The following is an 18,555-nucleotide window of genomic DNA, read 5'->3' on the forward strand; positions in this document are numbered from 1 at the left end:
GTGCCGGGCAATGTGCTGGAGCGACGTTTGTGTACGCCGTCCACAAAAGACTAGGCGACCGCCCGGGGGATGTCCACATATATTTCAGGGCGCCGGGTTTGGCGCCGGCGCCGCGCCATGTCACAATCCAAGGTTACGAAATTCACCTCGGTTTTCCGGCGATGACTACCATCCTGCAGCACATTCCTTCCGGCCAGCGCGTCGGAATCGCCTTCTCGGGCGGCCTCGACACCAGCGCAGCACTCCTCTGGATGCGCCAGAAGGGTGCCATTCCCTACGCCTACACCGCCAACCTGGGCCAGCCGGACGAGCCGGACTACGACGACATCCCGCGCCGCGCAATGGCCTATGGCGCCGAAGCCGCCCGCCTGGTGGACTGCCGCACGCAACTGGTGGCCGAAGGGATCGCCGCGCTGCAGTGCGGTGCCTTCCACATCTCGACGGCCGGCGTGACGTATTTCAACACCACGCCGATCGGCCGGGCCGTGACCGGCACGATGCTGGTGGCCGCGATGAAGGAAGACGGCGTCAACATCTGGGGCGATGGCAGCACGTTCAAGGGCAATGACATCGAGCGCTTCTACCGCTACGGCCTGCTGACCAACCCGGGCCTGCAGATCTACAAGCCGTGGCTGGACCAGCAGTTCATCGACGAACTGGGCGGCCGTGCCGAAATGTCGGAATTCATGCGCCAGAACGGCCATGACTACAAGATGTCGTCGGAAAAGGCATATTCGACCGATTCGAACATGCTCGGCGCCACCCACGAGGCCAAGGACCTGGAGCACCTGAATTCCGGTATCCGCATCGTCCAGCCGATCATGGGTGTGCAGTTCTGGCGCGATGACGTGGAAGTCAAGCGCGAGGAAGTGACCGTGCGCTTCGAGGAAGGCCAGCCGGTGGCGCTGAACGGCAAGACCTTCGCCAACGCCGTGGACCTGTTCATGGAAGCCAATGCCATCGGCGGCCGCCACGGGCTGGGCATGAGCGACCAGATCGAAAACCGCATCATCGAGGCCAAGAGCCGCGGCATCTACGAGGCCCCGGGCCTGGCGCTGCTGTTCATCGCCTACGAGCGCCTGATCACCGGCATCCACAACGAAGACACGATCGAGCAATACCGCGACAACGGCCGCCGCCTGGGCCGCCTGCTGTACCAGGGCCGCTGGTTCGATCCGCAGGCCATCATGCTGCGCGAAACCGCCCAGCGCTGGGTGGCTGGCGCCATCACCGGCGAAGTGACCATCGAACTGCGCCGCGGCAACGACTACTCGATCCTGAACACGACGTCGGACAACCTGACGTACAAGCCGGAGCGGCTGACGATGGAGAAGGGCGAGTCGATGTTCACGCCGCTGGACCGTATTGGCCAGCTGACGATGCGCACGCTCGACATCGTCGACACGCGCGAGAAGCTGCAGACGTACGCCAAGACCGGCCTGCTGTCGACCCAGACCAGCGCGGCGCTGCCGAAGCTCGAAGACTGAGCCGCACCAGCCTGACGCAGGCAAAAGCCGGCACGAGCGATCGTGCCGGCTTTTTTTCGTGCTGGCGGCTCCCGGTAAGCGCCGCCAGCACGGTGCGCCGCATCGCGGCACAATGCAGGCTCAGCCAAACGGGGATGACCATGCCTGACTTCGCCATGCAGTACCGCCGCCTCGGCGCCAGCAACCTGAAGGTATCCGCCCTGTGCCTGGGCACGATGATGTTCGGCGACCAGACCGACGACGCCGAAGCCGGCCGCATCGTGGACAGCGCGCGGGCGCACGGCGTCAACTTCATCGACACCGCCGACGTCTACACCAAGGGCGCGTCGGAGGAAATGGTGGGCCGTCTGCTCAAGGGCGACCGCGCCGACTGGGTGCTGGCCACCAAGCTCGGCAACGTCATGGGCCCCGGCCCGAACCAGCAGCACTACTCGCGCCCGTGGATCATGCGCGAGGTGGAAGCCAGCCTGCGCCGGCTGGCCACCGACTATGTCGACATCCTGTATCTGCACCGCGACTTCGCCGGCGCCAACCTGGAGGAACCGGTGCGGGCAATGGGCGACCTGATCCGCGCCGGCAAGATCCGCTACTGGGCGGTGTCGAACTTCCGGGGCTGGCGCATCGCCGAGATCGCCGCGCTGTGCGACCGCCTGGGCGTGCCGCGCCCCGTGGCCTGCCAGCCGTACTACAACCTGCTGAACCGGATGCCCGAGGTGGAAATCCTGCCGGCCTGCCAGCATTTCGGCCTGGGCGTGGTGCCCTACAGCCCGATCGCGCGCGGCGTGCTGACCGGCAAGTACCTGCCCGGCCAGGCGCCGGCCGAGGGCACGCGTGCGGGCCGCGCCGACCGCCGCATGATGGAAACCGAGTTCCGCGAGGAGTCGCTGGTCATCGCCCAGACCCTGAAGGCGCATGCCGAGGCGCGCGGGCTCAGCGCCGGGCAGTTCGCCACGGCCTGGGTGCTGGCCAATCCGATCATCAGCTCGGTGATCGCCGGGCCGCGCACGCTGGCCCAGTTCGAGGACTATTTTGGTGCGGTGGGGGCGGTGCTTTCCGCGCAGGAGGAAGCCATGGTCGACGATCTGGTGCCGCGCGGCCACGCCTCCACCCACGGCTACAGCGACCCGAGCTATCCGTTCGGCGGCCGGCCCGTGGACGGGGCCTGACCGGCGCGTAAGGATGACAATCCGGCGCGCCGCTTACACACCGTCCTGACACCGCGGTGTGACGCCCGGTCGGCCTTGCCGGGCCGCTGTTGCGCGGATGCTCACACACGGCGTTTGAATGCGTGTGCCAGCCAACTTCCATGCTCCATTCCGCAGCCGATACGCGTAATATAAAAACACGCGGCGGCTGCCGGATGGCGGCTTCCGGACCTGGGCTAGGAGCCGGCGACGCCTGCCGAAACGGCGGGGCCGGCGCAACCGGATGCGAAACGTGTCTCGTCGTGGCTGGATTCTCGCTGGGGTGGCAGTCGCCGTATGCGGTGGCGCCTATGTCGTCGTGAGCCTCGTCGCGAGCGAGGCGCGTACGTCCCAATGGCAGGCGCGCTACATGAGCCGGCTCGGCAAGGCGCTGACCTACGAAGTCCAGCCCGGCGCCAGCGACAGCATCCGCTATCCCCACTCTGGTCCCTATGACCTGCGGCTCGGCTACGAGCGGCTGGGCGAATTCGGCGAGCGCCTGCTGCGGGAGGGCTACATCACGGTGGCGCAGTCGCGCATGTCGCCCGACATGGTCCGGTTGATGGAACAAGGCATCTTCCCGCCCTACCGCGAGAAAAACCAGGCCGGCCTGCTGGTGCGCGACTGCAACGCGCTGACGTTGTCGCACGAGCGCTACCCGCAGCGCCAGTATGACGACTTCGAAGCCGTTCCCAAGGTGCTGATTGCCTCGCTGCTGTTCGTCGAGAACCAGAACCTGCTCAACCCCGAATACCCGATGATGAACCCGGCGCTCGACTGGCGCCGGCTGTCGCGCGCCGTGCTCGACCAGGGTATCCGGCTGGCGGACCGCAACCACGCCACGCCCGGCGGCAGCACGCTGGCCACGCAGATCGAGAAATACCGCCACTCGCCCGAGGGCAAGACCCAGTCGATCCCGGACAAGCTGCGGCAGATGACCTCCGCTTCACTGCGTGCCTACCGCGACGGGCCCGACACGCAGCGCGCGCGCGAGAACATCGTGGTGGACTACCTGAACACGGTGCCGATGTCGGCGCGCGCCGGCCATGGCGAGATCGACGGCATCGGCGACGCGCTCTACGTCTGGTACGGCGAGGACTTCGCCGAGGTCAACGGGCTGCTGCGCGGCATGGACCCGCGCAACCCCACGCCGCGCCAGGCGCAGGCGTACAAGCGCGCGCTGTCGCTGATCATCTCGCAGCGGCGCCCGTCGTACCACCTGCGGCGCGACGACACCAACCTCGACGCGCTGACCGGCAGCTACCTGCGCCTGCTGGCCGCCAACAACACGATCACGCCGGAGCTGCGCGACGCCGCGCTGGCGCAGTCGCTGGACAAGGCGCCGCCGCCGCAGCGCCCCCAGCCGGCGCCGTGGGTGACACGCAAGGCGGTCAACCAGGTGCGCAACGACGTCTCGCGGATGCTGCATGTGGACAGCCGCTACGATCTGGACCGGCTGGACCTGACCGTCGACAGCACGATCAACCGCGAGGCCCAGCGGCTGGTGACCGAGACGCTGCAGCGCATCCGCAACAAGGACGACGCGCGCCAGATGGGCCTGTACGGCAAGAACCTGCTGCGCGACGGCGACGACCCGTCGCGGCTCGTGGCCAGCTTCACGCTGTTCGAGCGCGTGGGCAACGCCAGCGTGGTGCGGGTGCAGGCCGACAATGTCGACCAGCCGTTCGACATGAACAGCGGCGCGCGGATCAACCTGGGCTCCACGGCCAAGCTGCGCACGCTGGTGACGTACCTGGAGGTGGTCAACGAGATCTATGACCGCCACAAGGACCTGAGCCGGGCCGAACTGACCGCGCTGCAGGTGCCGCGCCAGGACGCTCTGACACGCTGGACCGTCGACTACCTGATCAAGGCGAAGACGCCGGCCGAGCGCCAGCGCCAGGCCGTGCTCGACGCCGCCATGGAGCGCAAGTACTCGGGCAATGCCGGCGAGGCGTTCTTCACCGGCGGCGGCATGCAGGCGTTCACGAACTTCGAGAAATGGGAGGGCGAGCGCCAGATGACGGTGCGCGTGGCGTTCCAGCACTCGGTGAACCTGGTTTTCATCCGCATGATGCGCGACATCGTGCGCTACGAGGTCTGGCAGGCGCATCCGGACGCCGCGACGATCTTCGAGGACCGCGCCGAGCCGCGCCGGCGCGGCTACCTGGTGCAGTTCGCCGACGAGGAAGGCTCGGCCTTCATGACCACGTTCTGGCAGCGCTACCGGGGCAAGAGCGACGACGAGCGCCTCAAGGCGCTGCTTGACCGCGTGAAGCTGCCCACGGCGCGGCTGGCGGCGGTGCGGCTCTCCGTCACGCTGCTGAGCGCCCGGCCCGAAACCGATTTCGACACCTTCGCCCGCACGCTGCGCGCCCGCATGCCGAAGCAGATGCCGAAGCTGTCCGACGACGATCTGCAGAAGCTGTTCGTCAAGTACGGGCACGACAAGTTCAGCCTCAACGACCGGGGTTACCTGTCGCGCATCCATCCGCTGGAACTGTGGATGGTGGAGTACCTCGGCAAGCATCCGGACGCCACGCTCAAGGACATCCTGCAGGCCAGCGAGCCCGACCGCCAGACCGTCTACGCATGGCTGTTCAAGACACGCAGCAAGCTGGGGCAGGACGCGCGCATCCGCACGCTGCTGGAGCGCGAGGCGTTCGGCAAGATCGCGGTGCGCTGGCAGCGGCTGGGCTACCCGTTCGATTCGCTGACGCCGTCGTACGCCACGGCGGTGGGAGCCTCGGGCGACCGCCCGGCGGCGCTGGCAGAACTGGCCGGCATCATCCTCGGCCACGGCGTGGATGCCCAGCCGTCAGCCGTGCGCACGCTGGCGTTTGCCGCCAACACGCCGTACGCCACCACCTACGGCCTGCATCCGCAGCCCGGCAAGCCGCTGATCGCGCCCGAGATTGCCGGGCTGGCGCGGCGTTCGATGCTCGATGTGGTCCAGGCCGGCACGGCCAAGTCGATCAACGGCCTGTTCGTGCCCGTGAACCGCAAGGGCCAGGCGCAGGGCGTGCCGCTGCTGGTGGGCGGCAAGACCGGCACGGGCGACCAGCGCTACCAGACCTATGGCTCGGGCGGACGCGTGATCTCGTCGCGTGCGGTGAACCGCTCGGCAACGTTCGTGTTCCTGATTGGCGAAAGGTATTTCGGCACCGTCACGGTGCATGTGAAGGAGCCGTACGCGGCGCGCTACGTGTTCACGAGCGCGATCGCCGTACGGGTGCTGCGCGCCCTGGCGCCGCAGATCACGGCCATGGCCGCGCCGGGCACCGACGCCACGCTGCTGCGCTGCCGCGACACCGCCGCGCCGGCGCTGACGGCGTTCAGCCCGCCGCCCGGCGCCGCCGCCGCCGCCGCCGCGTCAGCGCTTGCGCCGGACCGCGTCGTAGATGAATAGCAGCACCAGCGCGCCGATGATCGACGCAATCCAGCCCACCGCCTCGCCCGGCTCGTAGAACCCCATCGCGCGGCCCACGTAGCCGGCCGCCAGCGCGCCGAGCACGCCCAGGATGATGGTCATGATCCAGCCCATCTTGTCGTCGCCGGGCTTGATCGCCCTTGCGACCAGGCCGACGATCAGCCCAACGAATACCGTGCCGAGAAATGCCATCATGGTGCGCTCCTTGCAGGCGGTGACAGGACATTGCGATACGACGGCACCCATCATGCCATGCCGGGCGGCCGGCCATCTGTCGGCGGCGATCTGAAAATTTTCAAATCGCCGCCGGACCGCGCCGCCCGGGCATGGATCAGTGCTTGCGGGCGGTGATGATCGCCTCGGCGACGTTGGCCGGCGCTTCGGCGTAGTGCTTGAACTCCATCGTGAACGTGGCACGGCCCTGGGTCAGCGAGCGCAGCGAGGTGGAATAGCCGAACATCGTGGCCAGCGGCACCTCGGCGCGCACGATCTTGCCGCCGCCGCCCGCGATGTCTTCCATGCCGTGCACCATGCCCCGGCGCGAGGAAAGGTCACCCATCACGTTGCCGGTGAACTCCTCGGGGGTTTCCACCTCGACGGCCATCATCGGCTCCAGCAGCACCGGCTTGGCCCGGCGCATGCCTTCCTTGAACGCCATCGAGCCGGCCATGCGGAACGCGTTCTCGTTCGAATCCACGTCGTGGTACGAGCCGAAGACCAGCGTGGCCTTGACGTCCACCACCGGGTAGCCGGCCAGCACGCCGTTCTCCAGCGTCTCGCGGATGCCCTTGTCGACGGCCGGGATGAACTCGCGCGGCACCACGCCGCCCTTGATGGCATCGACGAACTCGTAGCCGCCGCCCTGCTGCATCGGCTCCACGTTCAGCACCACGTGGCCATACTGGCCGCGCCCGCCCGACTGCTTGACGAACTTGCCTTCCACGTCCTTGGCAACGGACTTGATCGTCTCGCGGTAGGCCACCTGCGGCTTGCCGACCGACGCCTCCACGCCGAACTCGCGCTTCATGCGGTCAACCAGGATTTCCAGGTGCAGCTCGCCCATGCCCGAGATGATGGTCTGGCCCGATTCCTCGTCGGTCGCCACGCGGAACGACGGATCCTCCTGCGCCAGCCGGTTCAGGGCAATGCCCATCTTCTCCTGGTCGGCCTTGGTCTTGGGCTCCACGGCCTGCGAGATCACCGGCTCGGGGAAGGTCATCTTCTCCAGGATGATGACCTTGGCCGGATCGCACAGCGTGTCGCCCGTGGTGGCTTCCTTCAGGCCCACGGCGGCGGCGATGTCGCCGGCGCGCACCTCCTTGATCTCGTTGCGCACGTTGGCGTGCATCTGCAGGATGCGGCCCAGCCGCTCGCGCTTGGCCTTGATCGGGTTGTAGACCGTGTCGCCCGAGTTCACCACGCCCGAATACACGCGGAAGAAGATCAGCTGGCCGACGAACGGGTCGGTCATGATCTTGAAGGCCAGCGCCGAGAACGGCTCGTCGTCGCTCGGATGGCGCTCGGCTTCCTTGTCGTCCTCGGTATGGCCCAGGATGGCAGGTACATCGACCGGCGACGGCAGGTAATCGATCACGGCGTCGAGCATGGCCTGCACGCCCTTGTTCTTGAATGCGCTGCCGCACAGCATCGGCACGATCTCGCCGGCCACGGTGCGCTTGCGCAGCGCGGCCTTGATCTCGTCCTCGGACAGCGTCTCGCCGCCCAGGTATTTTTCGAGCAGTTCCTCGCTGGCCTCGGCGGCGGCCTCGATCATCTTGTCGTGCCACTCCTGCGCCAGATCCCTCAGTTCGGCCGGAATCTCGGTGTACTCGAAGCTCACGCCCTGGCTGGCGTCGTCCCAGACGATGGCGCGCATCTTGACCAGGTCGACCACACCCAGGAAATGGTCTTCGGCGCCGACCGGAATCTGGATCGGGATCGCATTTCCTTTAAGACGGCTGTGGATCTGGTCGCGCACGCGGAAGAAGTCGGCGCCCACGCGGTCCATCTTGTTGACGAACGCGATGCGCGGCACCTTGTACTTGTTGGCCTGGCGCCAGACGGTTTCTGACTGCGGCTGCACGCCGCCCACGGCGTCGTAGACCATGCAGGCACCGTCGAGCACGCGCATCGAGCGCTCCACCTCGATCGTGAAATCCACGTGTCCGGGGGTGTCGATGATGTTGATGCGGTGCTCGGGGTAGTTGTTGGCCATCCCCTTCCAGAACGCGGTGGTGGCGGCCGACGTAATCGTGATGCCGCGTTCCTGCTCCTGCTCCATCCAGTCCATGGTGGCCGCGCCGTCGTGCACCTCGCCAAGCTTGTGGTTCACGCCTGTGTAGAACAGGATGCGCTCGGTGGTGGTGGTCTTGCCGGCGTCGATATGCGCGCTGATGCCGATGTTGCGATAGCGTTCGATGGGGGTCTTGCGGGGCACGGTGATTCTCCTGGTTAGGGCACCACGGGGCGTAAAGCGTAGCACTTTCGCCAAAACTCCGTATTCCCGCCGGCCACCATGGGATCAGGGCCAGCTTTCGCGGGCGTACACACCGGCCTTCGCCCGCGCCAGCGCGGCGCGGGCGGCCGCCTGTGTATCGGTATAGAACGGCGGGTCGGCCAATGGCAAGCCGTTGTCGCGCGCCGTTTCCACCAGGATCCGGAGGTAGCCGGTCATGTTCATGGCCGTGAAGCCGTTCGGATCGTGGAAGGCGACCAGCACCGGCGTCACGCCCTCCACGGGCTGCAGCCGCCCGGCAGCCATGGCCTGGCCCACGCGTTCGAGTTCGTGGCGCATGTGCGGACGCCGGCGCAGGCTGATGTTCCAGCCCCAGAACTTGCCGTCGCGCGCGTTGGCGTCGGTCATCAGCATGGCCATGCCCACCTGCCCGTAGACGCCCTCGGTCCGGGCGTCGTGGCGCCAGGTGGGTGGCCGCACCACGGGCAGCGCCGCGCCACACTGCAAGGCGATATCGGCCGCGCCACGGCGCAGCGAGGCGGCCAGCACGTCAGACGGAAGCCGGGTGTGCGAGGTATGGCCCTCGGCCATGCCGCTGTGCACGGCCATCAGTTGGCCCTGCGCGCAGGTAGCGCGCATCTGCGCCCGCCCTTCGGGGCCGCCGCCGCGCAGCCGGTGCTCGGTCTGGACGAAGAACAGCGCCTTGATCCCCGGCGTGACCGGGTTATCGGCCAACTGGCGCAGGATCAGCGGCGTGCCGCCATACGGTCCGCTGTCGGGGCCGTCGTCGAATGTCAGCAGGAACCGCACCGGGGCCAGCCGGGCGGCGGTGTCGGACGGCAGCGGCTGCACCGGGCCCAGCGCACAGCCGGTCAACGCCAATGACCCGGCGAACATGGAAAAACGTGTGAGTCGATGCAAAGGAAGTGATGCGCGGTGCACTAGAGTGGTAAGAGGGGCGAAATTGTCAGCGCGCGTCTGATCCGCCATTCAGCGGGTGCCTCACGGCGGCGGGGGCGGCGCGTTCCTAGAATGACTGGGACTCCCGGATCCTCCCGGATTTCCCAGATTCCACCGTACAAGAAGACAAACATGCTCCGCTCGCTGGCTCCGGCCCTGTTGCTGCTTTCCCTGTCTCATGGCGCGCTCGCGCAGACCGCCGCGCCGGGCGCCGCGTTCTCGGCGGCCGCGCCGGGTGCCGCGCTGCCGGACGGCTGGCAGAACAAGCCCGTGGTGTCGGGCAAGAAGCTCACGCGCTATGCACTGGTGGCCGAGCAAGGTACCACGGTGCTGCAGGCCGATGCCAGCGGCTCGGCGTCGGGACTGGTGCACGAGGGCGACGTGGATCTCGGTAAGACGCCGGTGGTCAGGTGGCGCTGGAAGGTGGCCGCCCCGATCCCCGAGGCAGACAACAGCCAGAGCGACCGCGAGGATGCCCCGGCGCGGCTCGTGTTCTTCTTCGACGGCAAGGGCAACAATCTGTCGATCGGCGACCGCGCCGAGATGCTGGCCGCCAGCGCCGCCGGCGAGAAGCTGCCCTATGCCACGCTGATGTATATCTGGACCAACAGCGCGCCGGTGGGCACCGTCATCCCCAACCCGCATACCAAACGCGTGCAGATGATCGTGGTGGGCGGCGAGGCCGGCAAATGGCAGACGCTGCGCCGGAACGTGGCCAGCGATTACCAGAAGGTCTTCAAGGAGGCGCCCGGCAAGCTGACCGGCTACGGCATCATGACCGATACCGACAATACGGGCGGCAACGCCCGCGCCTGGTACGGCGACATCAGGTTCGGCGCGGCGCAGTAAGCGGCAGGCAACCGCCTTGCCGGGGTTTACTGGCCTGGCGCCGGCTGCGCCAGGATGGCCGCGGCGATTGTCGCCTTGACCCGCGCCGTCAGTCCGGCGGTGTCGCCATCGGGGGCGCCGCCCATTGCCTCGCGCACGCTGACCACCTTGGCTGGATCGTAATGGCGTCCGCTCTGGATCGCCGCCTCGAACGCGTTGGCCCGCGCGTTGATTTCCTCCGGATCGGCATCCACCAGCAGGATGGCGTGCGCCAGCACCAGATGCCGCTGACCGTCGGCCGATTGGGTATCGGCCGGCGCGCGGCGCCAGTACTGTGCCGTGCCGGCGATCTTGCGCGCCCGTTCGGCCGGCCCCCAGGCCAGGTTGTAGCGGCCGTCGCAGAACGATCCTTCCACCGCCTGCCAGTGGGTCTCCACGCCCACCTCGCGCAACCCCGCCGCGATGACCTCGCACAGATGCAGGTAGACCGGCTCCATCCATGACGCCGCCCCGCGCGGCACCGCGTAGGCCAGGCTCACGTTGAGGATGCCCGGCCCCTGCGGCACCAGCCCGCCGCCCGACATGCGCAGCCACACCGGACAACCCCGGGCGGCGAAGTCGGCGCGGGCCGCCTCGATGCCGGGCTGGCGCAGATAGCTGCGCGGCATCACCAGCGCAAGCGGCGCCTCCCAGAGCTGGGCCACGGGGCCGCGCCGGGCGGCGTGGTCGAGCAGCGCCAGTTCGGCCGCGATCGGGTCTGGCTCGGCGGGATCGGGCTCGGTGAACGAGAAAGGCTGGGCGGCATCGGACATCGCGGTCATGGCTGGGCTTCCACGCAGGAGTTGCCGCCGGTGCCGGGCACGCGGCGGATAACGCATTTTTCCACGGCAAACGCGCCGTGCGCCAGATTGGTGCTAAAAAAACAGGCAGGGCCGGCCGTTATTGCTGAGGACTTGCGCGGCAGTCTGGTCGTCTCTCGCGCGTTCCCTGACCTCTCAGCCTGTCGGATCATGAACCGTCTCACGCTCAATACCAAACTCTGGGCGGCGCTCGCCGTCATGTGGGTGCTGCTGCTCGCGCTCGGCACCTGGAACGCCTTCCATGCCAAGTCCGTCATGATGGCCGAACGCCGCGATGCGCTCAAATCGCTCGTGGCGACCGGCGAGGGCATCGTCAAGCTCTACGCCGAGCGCGCCGCCAAGGGCACGATGACGAAGGAAGACGCCCAGAAGGCCGCCAAGGACGCGCTGCGCGCCATGCGCTTCGGCCAGAACGGCTACCTGTTCATCGTCGATTCCAAGCCGCAGGTGATCCTGAACCCCGGCCTGCCACAGACCGAAGGCAACCTCGTGGGCGAGTTCAAGGACCCCGACGGCGTCTATGTCTACCGCGCGATCCTCGAAGGCGCACGCCGCACCACCGGCGATGACGCTGGCTTCTCGATGTACCGCGGCCGCCTGCCCGGCACCGAGAACCCGCAGCGCAAGCTGACCTATGGCCGGCACGTGGCCGACTGGGACTGGTTCGTGGCCACCGGCGTGTTCCTGATCGACATCGAGGACGCCTTCCGCGCCAACCTGATCAACGCGTTCCTGAGCACGCTGCTGATTGGCGCGCTGATTGCCGGCGTGATGGGCATGATCATGCGCACCGTCAAGCGCAGCCTCGGCGGCGAGCCGGCCTACGCGGTGGAAGCCGTGTCGCGCATTGCCGGCGGCGACCTGACCGTGCCGGTGCAGGTGCGTGCCGATGACCAGCACAGCGTGCTGGCCGCCATGCAGCAGATGCAGCAGCGCCTGTCGGCGACGATGGGCGATATCCGCGGTGCCGCCAGCTCCATTGCCACCGCCACCAACCAGATCTCGGCGGGCAACCACGACCTGTCCCAGCGGACCGAGGAACAGGCTTCCGCGCTGGAGCAGACCGCGTCGAGCATGGAAGAACTGACCGGCATCGTGCGCCAGAACGCCGACAACGCCCGCCAGGCCAGCGCGCTGGCGGTCAACGCCTCGGACATCGCCAATCGCGGTGGCCAGGTGGTCAGCGAGGTCGTGGCGACGATGGGCGAGATCAACGGCGCCTCGCGCAAGATCGTCGACATCATCGGCGTGATCGAGGGTATCGCCTTCCAGACCAATATCCTGGCGCTCAACGCCGCCGTGGAAGCGGCGCGGGCCGGCGAGCAGGGACGCGGGTTTGCCGTGGTGGCCGGCGAGGTGCGCAGCCTGGCGCAGCGCAGCGCCAACGCGGCCAAGGAAATCAAGACGCTGATCGACAACTCGGTGGCCCAGGTGGACACCGGGGCGGCGCTGGTGGGCCAGGCCGGCACGACGATGGACGAGATCGTGCAGGCCGTGAAGCGCGTGACCGACATCATGGGCGAGATCAGCGCGGCTTCGGCCGAGCAGAGCACCGGCATCGAACAGGTCGGCCAGGCGGTGACGCAGATGGATTCGGTCACGCAGCAGAACGCCGCGCTGGTGGAGGAAGCCGCCGCAGCGGCCCAGTCGCTGGCCGAGCAGGCCGATTCGATGCTGCGCGCGGTGTCGACGTTCCGCCTCGCGCACGTTTAAAGATTTTCTGATGCAGCAAGCGAAAAAGCCGCGGACGCCCCGCGGCTTTTTCCATTCGGCCAGTGCGTCCTAGAGCGCCGGCGGCGGGCGCAGCGCCCGCATCGCCTCGGCGGCCATCCCGAACGAACGCAGGCGCGCCGCGTGATCGAAAATCTGGCCGGTCAGCATCAGCTCGTCGGGGCGCAGGTCGTCCACAAAGCGCTGGATGCCGGCCTGCACCGTGGCCGGATCGCCCACCACGGAGCACCCCAGCGAGCGGTTGATGTGGTCGGCCTCGCTGGCATCCCAGAGCCGGCTGATGTCGTCCACCGGCGGCTTCAACTGGCCCGGCGTGCCGCGCACCAGCGCCAGGAACTGCTGCTGCAGCGAACTGAACAGCCGGCGCGCCTCGTCGTCGGTCTCGGCGGCGAATACGTTCAGGCCGAGCATCACATGCGGGCGATCGAGCTGCGCCGACGGCCGGAACGTGCGCCGGTACAGATCCACGGCCTGCCGCATGAAGCCCGGCGCGAAGTGCGAGGCAAACGCGAACGGCAGGCCCATCGCCGCCGACAACTGGGCGCTGAACAGGCTCGAACCGAGCAGCCACAGCGGCACGTCGAGCCCGGCGCCCGGGACGGCGCGGACCCGCTGTCCCGGTCGAACTTCGTCGAAATACGATTGCAGCTCCTCCACATCCTGCGGAAATGCGTCGGCGGTGTCGTGCGCCAGGTGGCGCCGCAGCGCGCGCGCCGTGGGCTGGTCGGTGCCCGGCGCACGGCCCAGGCCCAGGTCGATCCGGCCCGGATACAGCGATGCCAGCGTGCCGAACTGCTCGGCCACCACCAGCGGCGAGTGGTTGGGCAGCATGATGCCGCCCGAACCCACGCGGATGGTGCTGGTGCCTTGCGCCACGAAGCCGATCAGCACGGCGGTGGCGGCGCTGGCAATGCCGGGCATGTTGTGGTGCTCGGCCAGCCAGAACCGGCGGTAGCCCAGCCGCTCGGCATGCTGGGCCAGGGAGAGGGAGTTGCGCATGGCCTGCGCGGCGTTGCTGCCTTCCGCAATCGGCGAAAGGTCGAGCAGGGAGTAGGGAATCATTGCGTACTGCGCGCGGCACGGGCCGCACGCGATCTGGAAGGGGGACGGGCTATGGTAGTCACCCCCGCCAGATCCTGCTCGGCGTGGCGCAGAAGCCCTGCCGGCCGTGTGGACTCAGGCGCCCGGCTAGTGCCCGGCCGGCCGGGGTGCCACGTCCACGTCTGCCGGCGCGGCGCCGAGCGGCGTCTGCAGCCGCTTCCACTCGTCGAACCCCCCCGCCAGCGCCCAGGTGTTCGGATAGCCCGCCGCACGTAGCCGTTCGGCCAGAACTGCCGCCGACATCTCGTTGGGACAGGCGCAATACACCACGAAATCGCTGTCGGTGCGCTGTTCGGCCAGCAGGTCGATTGGCGCGTGCAGTTCCATGACCACCGCGCCGGGTATGCGCTCGATGGGCGCATTGCCGTCGGCCCGTACGTCGAGCACCACCACCCCGCGCTCGCTTGCGGCCCGGCGCTGTTCCAGCTCCATCACGGTCATGCGCGGAATCTTGCCGGTGCGGCGCAGCAGGCGCCAGCGCTGCCAGAAGCGCCAGGCGATGAACAGCGCGAATCCGCCCACCACGGCCATGAAGGCGATATGCCCGTAGGCGCTGAACGCCGCCAGGATCGTATCGACGAAATCGCTGAAGACCACGCCGGCCAGCAGCGCCCCTCCGGCCCACACCAGCGCGCCAAGCGCGTCGTAGAACAGGAAGGTCAGGAACGGCGTGGCTGTCATCCCGGCCATCGCGGTGGAGAGCGCGCCGGCGCCCGGCAGCAGCTTGGCGAACACCAGCGAGCGGGGCCCCACGCGCAGGTAGAGCGACTGGGTCTGCCGGATGCAGGTGTCGGGCGAGATCGACACGCGGCAAATGGTGCGCAGCATGGGCTGGCCCAGGCGCTTGCCGGCGAAGTACCAGGCGGTATCGGCAATCAGGCACGCCGCCACCACGGCAAACAGCACGGCGCCGATCGATGGCCCGGTTTCCTGCATCGACAGGGCACCCGCCACGAACAGCATCGGATAAGCCGGCACCGGGAGCCCGGCCTGCTCGGCCAGCACGCTGAAAAATACCAGCGTCAGCCCGTGGCCATCGAGCAACGACTGCAAATCACCCACGACATGTCTCCGCCAGGTTGGTCAGGGCCGGCGGCGGATGGAATTGGGGGCGCTGCCGGCGCCGGATGCTAGTGTGCCAGTGCGCTGAACAGTCTGCATCGGCAATATCGCGCTGGCTTCCACTGCCGACAGTGTGTCATTGAAAGCGTCCAGGATGGCGATGTAACGCGGCAACAGTGTGTTGACCACGGCGCCATTGCCTTGTCCGGCGGCCGACTCGATCGATTTGCCGGCGGCCACCAGCGATGTGCAGCCGGCCAGGGCGGCGGCGCCCTTGATGCGGTGGACGGTGCGCCGCACGCCGGGCCAGTCGCGGCGGGCCACGGCGAACCGCAGGTCGGCGAGGTCCGTGGCGTTGGTTTCGAGCAGGCGCGCCACCAGCATCGATTGCAGGGCGGCGTCGTGCCGCGACGCCTCGGCCAGCGCGGCGCCGATGGCGGACAGCTCGTCAGGGGGCAATCGGTGCCGGACACCGGCAGGCTTCATGGAATCAACCGGCAGCGGCGCGCAAAATCGACGAGATCCACCAGCGATTCAGCCCCGAGCTTGGTCATGATCCGGCTCTTGTAGCTGCTGACGGTCTTGTTGCTGATGAACAGCGCCTTGCCAATCGACTTGTTGCTCATGCCGCGCGCGAGCATCCGGAGTATCTCCATCTCCTTGTCGGACAACCTGCGCAGGCCCTCGTTGTCGCTGACGATCTGGCCCTCGCGCGGGGTTTCGCGCGGGTGGGTGGTCGGGAACACCGTGAATCCGCCCCGCACGCTTTCCACGCAACGGACGATGGCGTCGAGTTCTTCGGTCTTCGAGACGAAGCCCTGGGCGCCGGCCTGGAACGCGCGCGCGGAGAACGGCGTGGCGTCCTGGGCGGTGAGCACGAGGATGCGCACGTCGGGGTGCAGCGCGCGCATGCGTGGCACGGCGTCGAGCCCGCTGATCCTCGGGATGTCGAGGTCCAGCACGACGATGTCGGGTTTGTACTGGCGGACGGCATCGATTGCCGTCTGGCCGTTGTCGGCCTCGTACATGCGCTTGACGCCCAGCAGCTGGGAGAGCTGGGCGCGCAGGGCGAGTCGGAGTGCTGGGTGGTCGTCGACGATCAGGATGCTTGTCATGACTGGCTCGCAATGCCATCGGATGGCCATAGCGTTTTCATGACGGGAGAGTATAGGGAGCCTCGACGCCGCCGAGTTGGCGACTCTTCCGCAAAGCTTGTAGGAAATTTCTGCACTTGAGCGTTATATGAGCCAGATCGAAATCTCTGCATTTCGCGTCTGCTACCGCCCAAAAAAAATTGCGACCCGCCGTATGCACACGGGGGTCGCCAATCGGGAATGCGAGGAGGTCAGATTCCTCAAGGAGTGTTATCGGCACTTTTACGTGGCGTTGACCCCTCCCGACGTGGGGGGTCGCTGCGGCTGGCGGTCAGGCGATGAGCCGGTCTGGCTGGGTGGCCGGCGCCAGCGCGGCGCGGATACGGCGGGTGCCGGCTTCCATTTCGGCGTGGGCGGCATCGAGCCAGTTGATCCGGTGGCGCACGGGATCGTTGGCAGTCAGGTCGGCTTCGGCGATCTCGCGCAGGAAGTAACGCACCATGCTGCCGGCGCGGGCCGGCACCGGCATCATGCCAAGCACCTGTCCGCGTCCGATCACCCCCAGTGACGCGGCGTGCTGCAGCGCAGCCCACGCGGTACGGCCAAGCGCTATATAGATAGTGCTGCTGCGCAGTGGCTCCAGCTGGGCCAGGAACAGGTTCTCGAAGACCACGCGCAGCATGGGCGTCTGCAGGATGTCGTCAAGCGATCCGTCAAAGGTCAGGCCGCGGCGCGTGGTGGCATAGGGCACCAGCGCCAGGGGCTGCAGGGATTGGAACGCGTCGCCCCACAATGCTTGCGCGGCGTTCTGCCCGATCAGGTCCGGCACACGGAAATGGTCGAGCATGCGGATCAGGTTGGGCCGCACCATCGGCCCGCCGAGTTCGACGCGCCGCTTGTGCTCACGCTGAATCACGCGCCCAGGCGTATGCAGGCGCAACAGTTCCTCGGTGACTTCGGCCGCCAGGCGCACGTGCGTGTGTCCCGGCGTCGTGCTGACCAGCACGAGTTGCGCGTCTTCGTTCCGGTGCTCGAACGGTACGTAAGTCATCACATACGTACCATCCTGATCGACCACGACCGGCTTTTCCGCAATGCCGCGCACACCATCCCGCCGGATGCGCGCGCAATACTCTTCCATGTAATTCGCCAAGATGTCCCCGCTCCCGATGCTTCCCTGTCGCGTGATGCCAATGTTCTCTTTTAGAGCCATCTTAAGCCTCGGTTGCTGGGCGACAAAATGCGCAAGCGGCTTTTAAGGCGCTTGTATGAGCGCGTCCGTGGGCCATCGAACACAGCAATCCATGGACCCGGAGGCAGTACACCTTGCGGCAGTCGTGAGGCAGGAAGATGACGCGGCACGGACGTGCGCGCGGGAGGGCTGAAAGGAAAAAACCCGGACACGGATGAGTGTCCGGTGTAACCCATTTGCTGACTCAGGCAGTGTCGAAACCCGAGAAGTCAAATGATAACCATTATCATTTGCTGGGTCAATCGATGTTCTGGAATCAGCCTTCCAGCGTGGTCTCGATCGTGATCTGGGCGGACAGCGACTTGTGGACCGGGCATTTGTTCGCCACGCGCAGCAGATCTTCCCGGACGTTGGGCGCCAGGTCGCCCTGGATTTCCACGGTCCGGATCATCTTGTAGGCGCCCGGTGTCTCTTCATGCTTCACGGCGACCCGTACCGACTCCAGCGCATAGCCCTTGCGCTTCGCATAGATCTGCAGCGTGAGCGTGGTGCAGGCGGCCAGCGCCGAATCCAGCAGGTCATGCGGGTTTGGAATCGCCGGATTGCCCATGGGCGCGTCCAGGTCAGACTGCCACGTTGCCGTGCCATTGCCCAGGTTGCATACGCTCGAGCCGGAGTCGGCTCGCCAGGTCGCTTCGATAGTCATTGGAATGTTCCTCGGTAGAAGACCTGCGCACAGGCCGAATCGTCGATTCTATACAGCATCGCTGGCATGTCGATTCAAAGGTCTTATGAGACGCTTTTCAACTATTTTGAAGTTTTTATGGCAGGGGGCTTGCGCATCCCTTGGGAGTCATCTACTATTCGCCCCCTCGCAACACAAACCGCGCTGCAAACGCAGCAGCGACAAGGGTTGCGAGGCAGCAGTGGCGGGGGTTGCGAGGGTTTGCAGCGCCAGCCGGCAGAGAAAAAAAACTTCTGCAAACTGTTGACGAAACGATGAAAGCTCTGCATAATCTCGTTTCTCTGCTGCGGCGAATGACGAAACGTCAGCGACGCAGCGAAGGTAGTAAAGCGCAGTACCCGACGACGGCAAAGCCGCTCGTCACCGTTCTTTAACAACCAAACAACCGATAAGTGTGGGCGCTTGATGGCGAACGCCGCTGAAGAT

16 protein-coding genes are annotated in these 18,555 nt (G+C 67.0%); 5 read left to right on the forward strand and 11 right to left on the reverse strand.

Translation table 11 applies throughout. From position 1 onward, the window contains the following. The first annotated feature begins 161 nt into the window (after positions 1-161). The 3 genes from argG (at position 162) to EV147_RS21890 (ending at position 6,080) form a co-directional block, all read left to right on the forward strand. Positions 162-1,487 (forward strand): argininosuccinate synthase, encoded by a 1,326-nt coding sequence (gene argG / locus EV147_RS21880; RefSeq protein WP_130393307.1) that lies wholly within the window; start codon positions 162-164, stop codon positions 1,485-1,487. Positions 1,488-1,627: 140 nt separating this feature from the next. Beyond that, the gene (locus EV147_RS21885; RefSeq protein ID WP_130393308.1) at positions 1,628-2,653 is read left to right on the forward strand and encodes an aldo/keto reductase; all 1,026 of its coding nucleotides are present in this window, start codon (positions 1,628-1,630) and stop codon (positions 2,651-2,653) included. Positions 2,654-2,924: 271 nt separating this feature from the next. After that, a complete protein-coding gene (locus EV147_RS21890; RefSeq protein ID WP_130393309.1) occupies positions 2,925-6,080 on the forward strand; it encodes a transglycosylase domain-containing protein in 3,156 nt (1,051 codons plus the stop codon). Here EV147_RS21890 and EV147_RS21895 read toward each other — a convergent pair. The 3 genes from EV147_RS21895 to EV147_RS21905 form a co-directional block, all read right to left on the reverse strand. After that, positions 6,045-6,296, reverse strand: coding sequence for a GlsB/YeaQ/YmgE family stress response membrane protein (locus EV147_RS21895; protein WP_130393310.1), 252 nt, complete (start codon positions 6,294-6,296; stop codon positions 6,045-6,047). The genes EV147_RS21890 and EV147_RS21895 overlap by 36 nt on opposite strands. A 136-nt stretch (positions 6,297-6,432) precedes the next feature. Then, positions 6,433-8,538, reverse strand: a complete 2,106-nt coding sequence (gene fusA / locus EV147_RS21900; RefSeq protein WP_130393311.1) for an elongation factor G — start codon at positions 8,536-8,538, stop codon at positions 6,433-6,435. Between the two features lie 84 nt (positions 8,539-8,622). Next, positions 8,623-9,453 carry a polysaccharide deacetylase family protein gene (locus tag EV147_RS21905; protein ID WP_235844907.1) on the reverse strand — a complete coding sequence of 277 codons (831 nt, stop codon included), beginning with the start codon at positions 9,451-9,453 and terminating at the stop codon, positions 8,623-8,625. Positions 9,454-9,648: 195 nt separating this feature from the next. Between EV147_RS21905 and EV147_RS21910 the strand changes: the two genes are divergently transcribed. Continuing rightward, the gene (locus EV147_RS21910; RefSeq protein ID WP_130393313.1) at positions 9,649-10,365 is read left to right on the forward strand and encodes a DUF3047 domain-containing protein; all 717 of its coding nucleotides are present in this window, start codon (positions 9,649-9,651) and stop codon (positions 10,363-10,365) included. 26 nt (positions 10,366-10,391) lie between these two features. Here EV147_RS21910 and EV147_RS21915 read toward each other — a convergent pair whose 3' ends face one another. Continuing rightward, positions 10,392-11,165 carry a lipoate--protein ligase family protein gene (locus tag EV147_RS21915; RefSeq protein WP_407923271.1) on the reverse strand — a complete coding sequence of 258 codons (774 nt, stop codon included), beginning with the start codon at positions 11,163-11,165 and terminating at the stop codon, positions 10,392-10,394. Between the two features lie 189 nt (positions 11,166-11,354). On the opposite strand from EV147_RS21915, the gene EV147_RS21920 reads away from it, so the two are divergent. Continuing rightward, complete coding sequence (locus EV147_RS21920; RefSeq protein ID WP_130393314.1) at positions 11,355-12,917, forward strand: methyl-accepting chemotaxis protein; 1,563 nt, start codon at positions 11,355-11,357, stop codon at positions 12,915-12,917. A 69-nt stretch (positions 12,918-12,986) separates the two neighbouring features. Here EV147_RS21920 and EV147_RS21925 read toward each other — a convergent pair whose 3' ends face one another. The 7 genes from EV147_RS21925 to EV147_RS26220 form a co-directional block, all read right to left on the reverse strand. Continuing rightward, complete coding sequence (locus EV147_RS21925; protein ID WP_130393315.1) at positions 12,987-13,997, reverse strand: LLM class flavin-dependent oxidoreductase; 1,011 nt, start codon at positions 13,995-13,997, stop codon at positions 12,987-12,989. A 126-nt stretch (positions 13,998-14,123) separates the two neighbouring features. Then, positions 14,124-15,098 (reverse strand): DedA family protein/thiosulfate sulfurtransferase GlpE, encoded by a 975-nt coding sequence (locus EV147_RS21930; protein WP_130393316.1) that lies wholly within the window; start codon positions 15,096-15,098, stop codon positions 14,124-14,126. Positions 15,099-15,119: 21 nt separating this feature from the next. Beyond that, positions 15,120-15,584: an Hpt domain-containing protein gene (locus EV147_RS21935; protein ID WP_130393317.1), complete on the reverse strand. Its 465-nt coding sequence runs from the start codon at positions 15,582-15,584 to the stop codon at positions 15,120-15,122. Continuing rightward, a complete protein-coding gene (locus tag EV147_RS21940; protein ID WP_130393318.1) occupies positions 15,581-16,213 on the reverse strand; it encodes a response regulator transcription factor in 633 nt (210 codons plus the stop codon). Before EV147_RS21940 ends, EV147_RS21935 begins: the two co-directional genes overlap by 4 nt. 310 nt (positions 16,214-16,523) lie before the next feature. After that, positions 16,524-17,345: a hypothetical protein gene (locus tag EV147_RS21945; protein ID WP_130393319.1), complete on the reverse strand. Its 822-nt coding sequence runs from the start codon at positions 17,343-17,345 to the stop codon at positions 16,524-16,526. Positions 17,346-17,700: 355 nt separating this feature from the next. Continuing rightward, positions 17,701-18,090 (reverse strand): OsmC family protein, encoded by a 390-nt coding sequence (locus EV147_RS21950; protein ID WP_130393320.1) that lies wholly within the window; start codon positions 18,088-18,090, stop codon positions 17,701-17,703. A 101-nt stretch (positions 18,091-18,191) separates the two neighbouring features. After that, the coding region (locus EV147_RS26220) for a hypothetical protein (RefSeq protein ID WP_206751187.1) at positions 18,192-18,555 on the reverse strand (364 nt) is incomplete at its 5' end.

Source organism: Cupriavidus agavae (genome assembly GCF_004217045.1).
Taxonomy (GTDB): Bacteria; Pseudomonadota; Gammaproteobacteria; order Burkholderiales; family Burkholderiaceae; genus Cupriavidus; species Cupriavidus agavae.

Coding starts and splice junctions, on each gene's coding strand:
- argG (WP_130393307.1), top strand. CDS start 162: ATGACTACCATCCTGCAGCACATTCCTTCCGGCCAGCGCGTCGGAATC.
- EV147_RS21885 (WP_130393308.1), top strand. CDS start 1,628: ATGCCTGACTTCGCCATGCAGTACCGCCGCCTCGGCGCCAGCAACCTG.
- EV147_RS21895 (WP_130393310.1), bottom strand. CDS start 6,296: ATGATGGCATTTCTCGGCACGGTATTCGTTGGGCTGATCGTCGGCCTG.
- EV147_RS21905 (WP_235844907.1), bottom strand. CDS start 9,453: ATGTTCGCCGGGTCATTGGCGTTGACCGGCTGTGCGCTGGGCCCGGTG.
- EV147_RS21910 (WP_130393313.1), top strand. CDS start 9,649: ATGCTCCGCTCGCTGGCTCCGGCCCTGTTGCTGCTTTCCCTGTCTCAT.
- EV147_RS21915 (WP_407923271.1), bottom strand. CDS start 11,165: ATGACCGCGATGTCCGATGCCGCCCAGCCTTTCTCGTTCACCGAGCCC.
- EV147_RS21920 (WP_130393314.1), top strand. CDS start 11,355: ATGAACCGTCTCACGCTCAATACCAAACTCTGGGCGGCGCTCGCCGTC.
- EV147_RS21925 (WP_130393315.1), bottom strand. CDS start 13,997: ATGATTCCCTACTCCCTGCTCGACCTTTCGCCGATTGCGGAAGGCAGC.
- EV147_RS21935 (WP_130393317.1), bottom strand. CDS start 15,584: ATGAAGCCTGCCGGTGTCCGGCACCGATTGCCCCCTGACGAGCTGTCC.
- EV147_RS21940 (WP_130393318.1), bottom strand. CDS start 16,213: ATGACAAGCATCCTGATCGTCGACGACCACCCAGCACTCCGACTCGCC.
- EV147_RS21950 (WP_130393320.1), bottom strand. CDS start 18,090: ATGACTATCGAAGCGACCTGGCGAGCCGACTCCGGCTCGAGCGTATGC.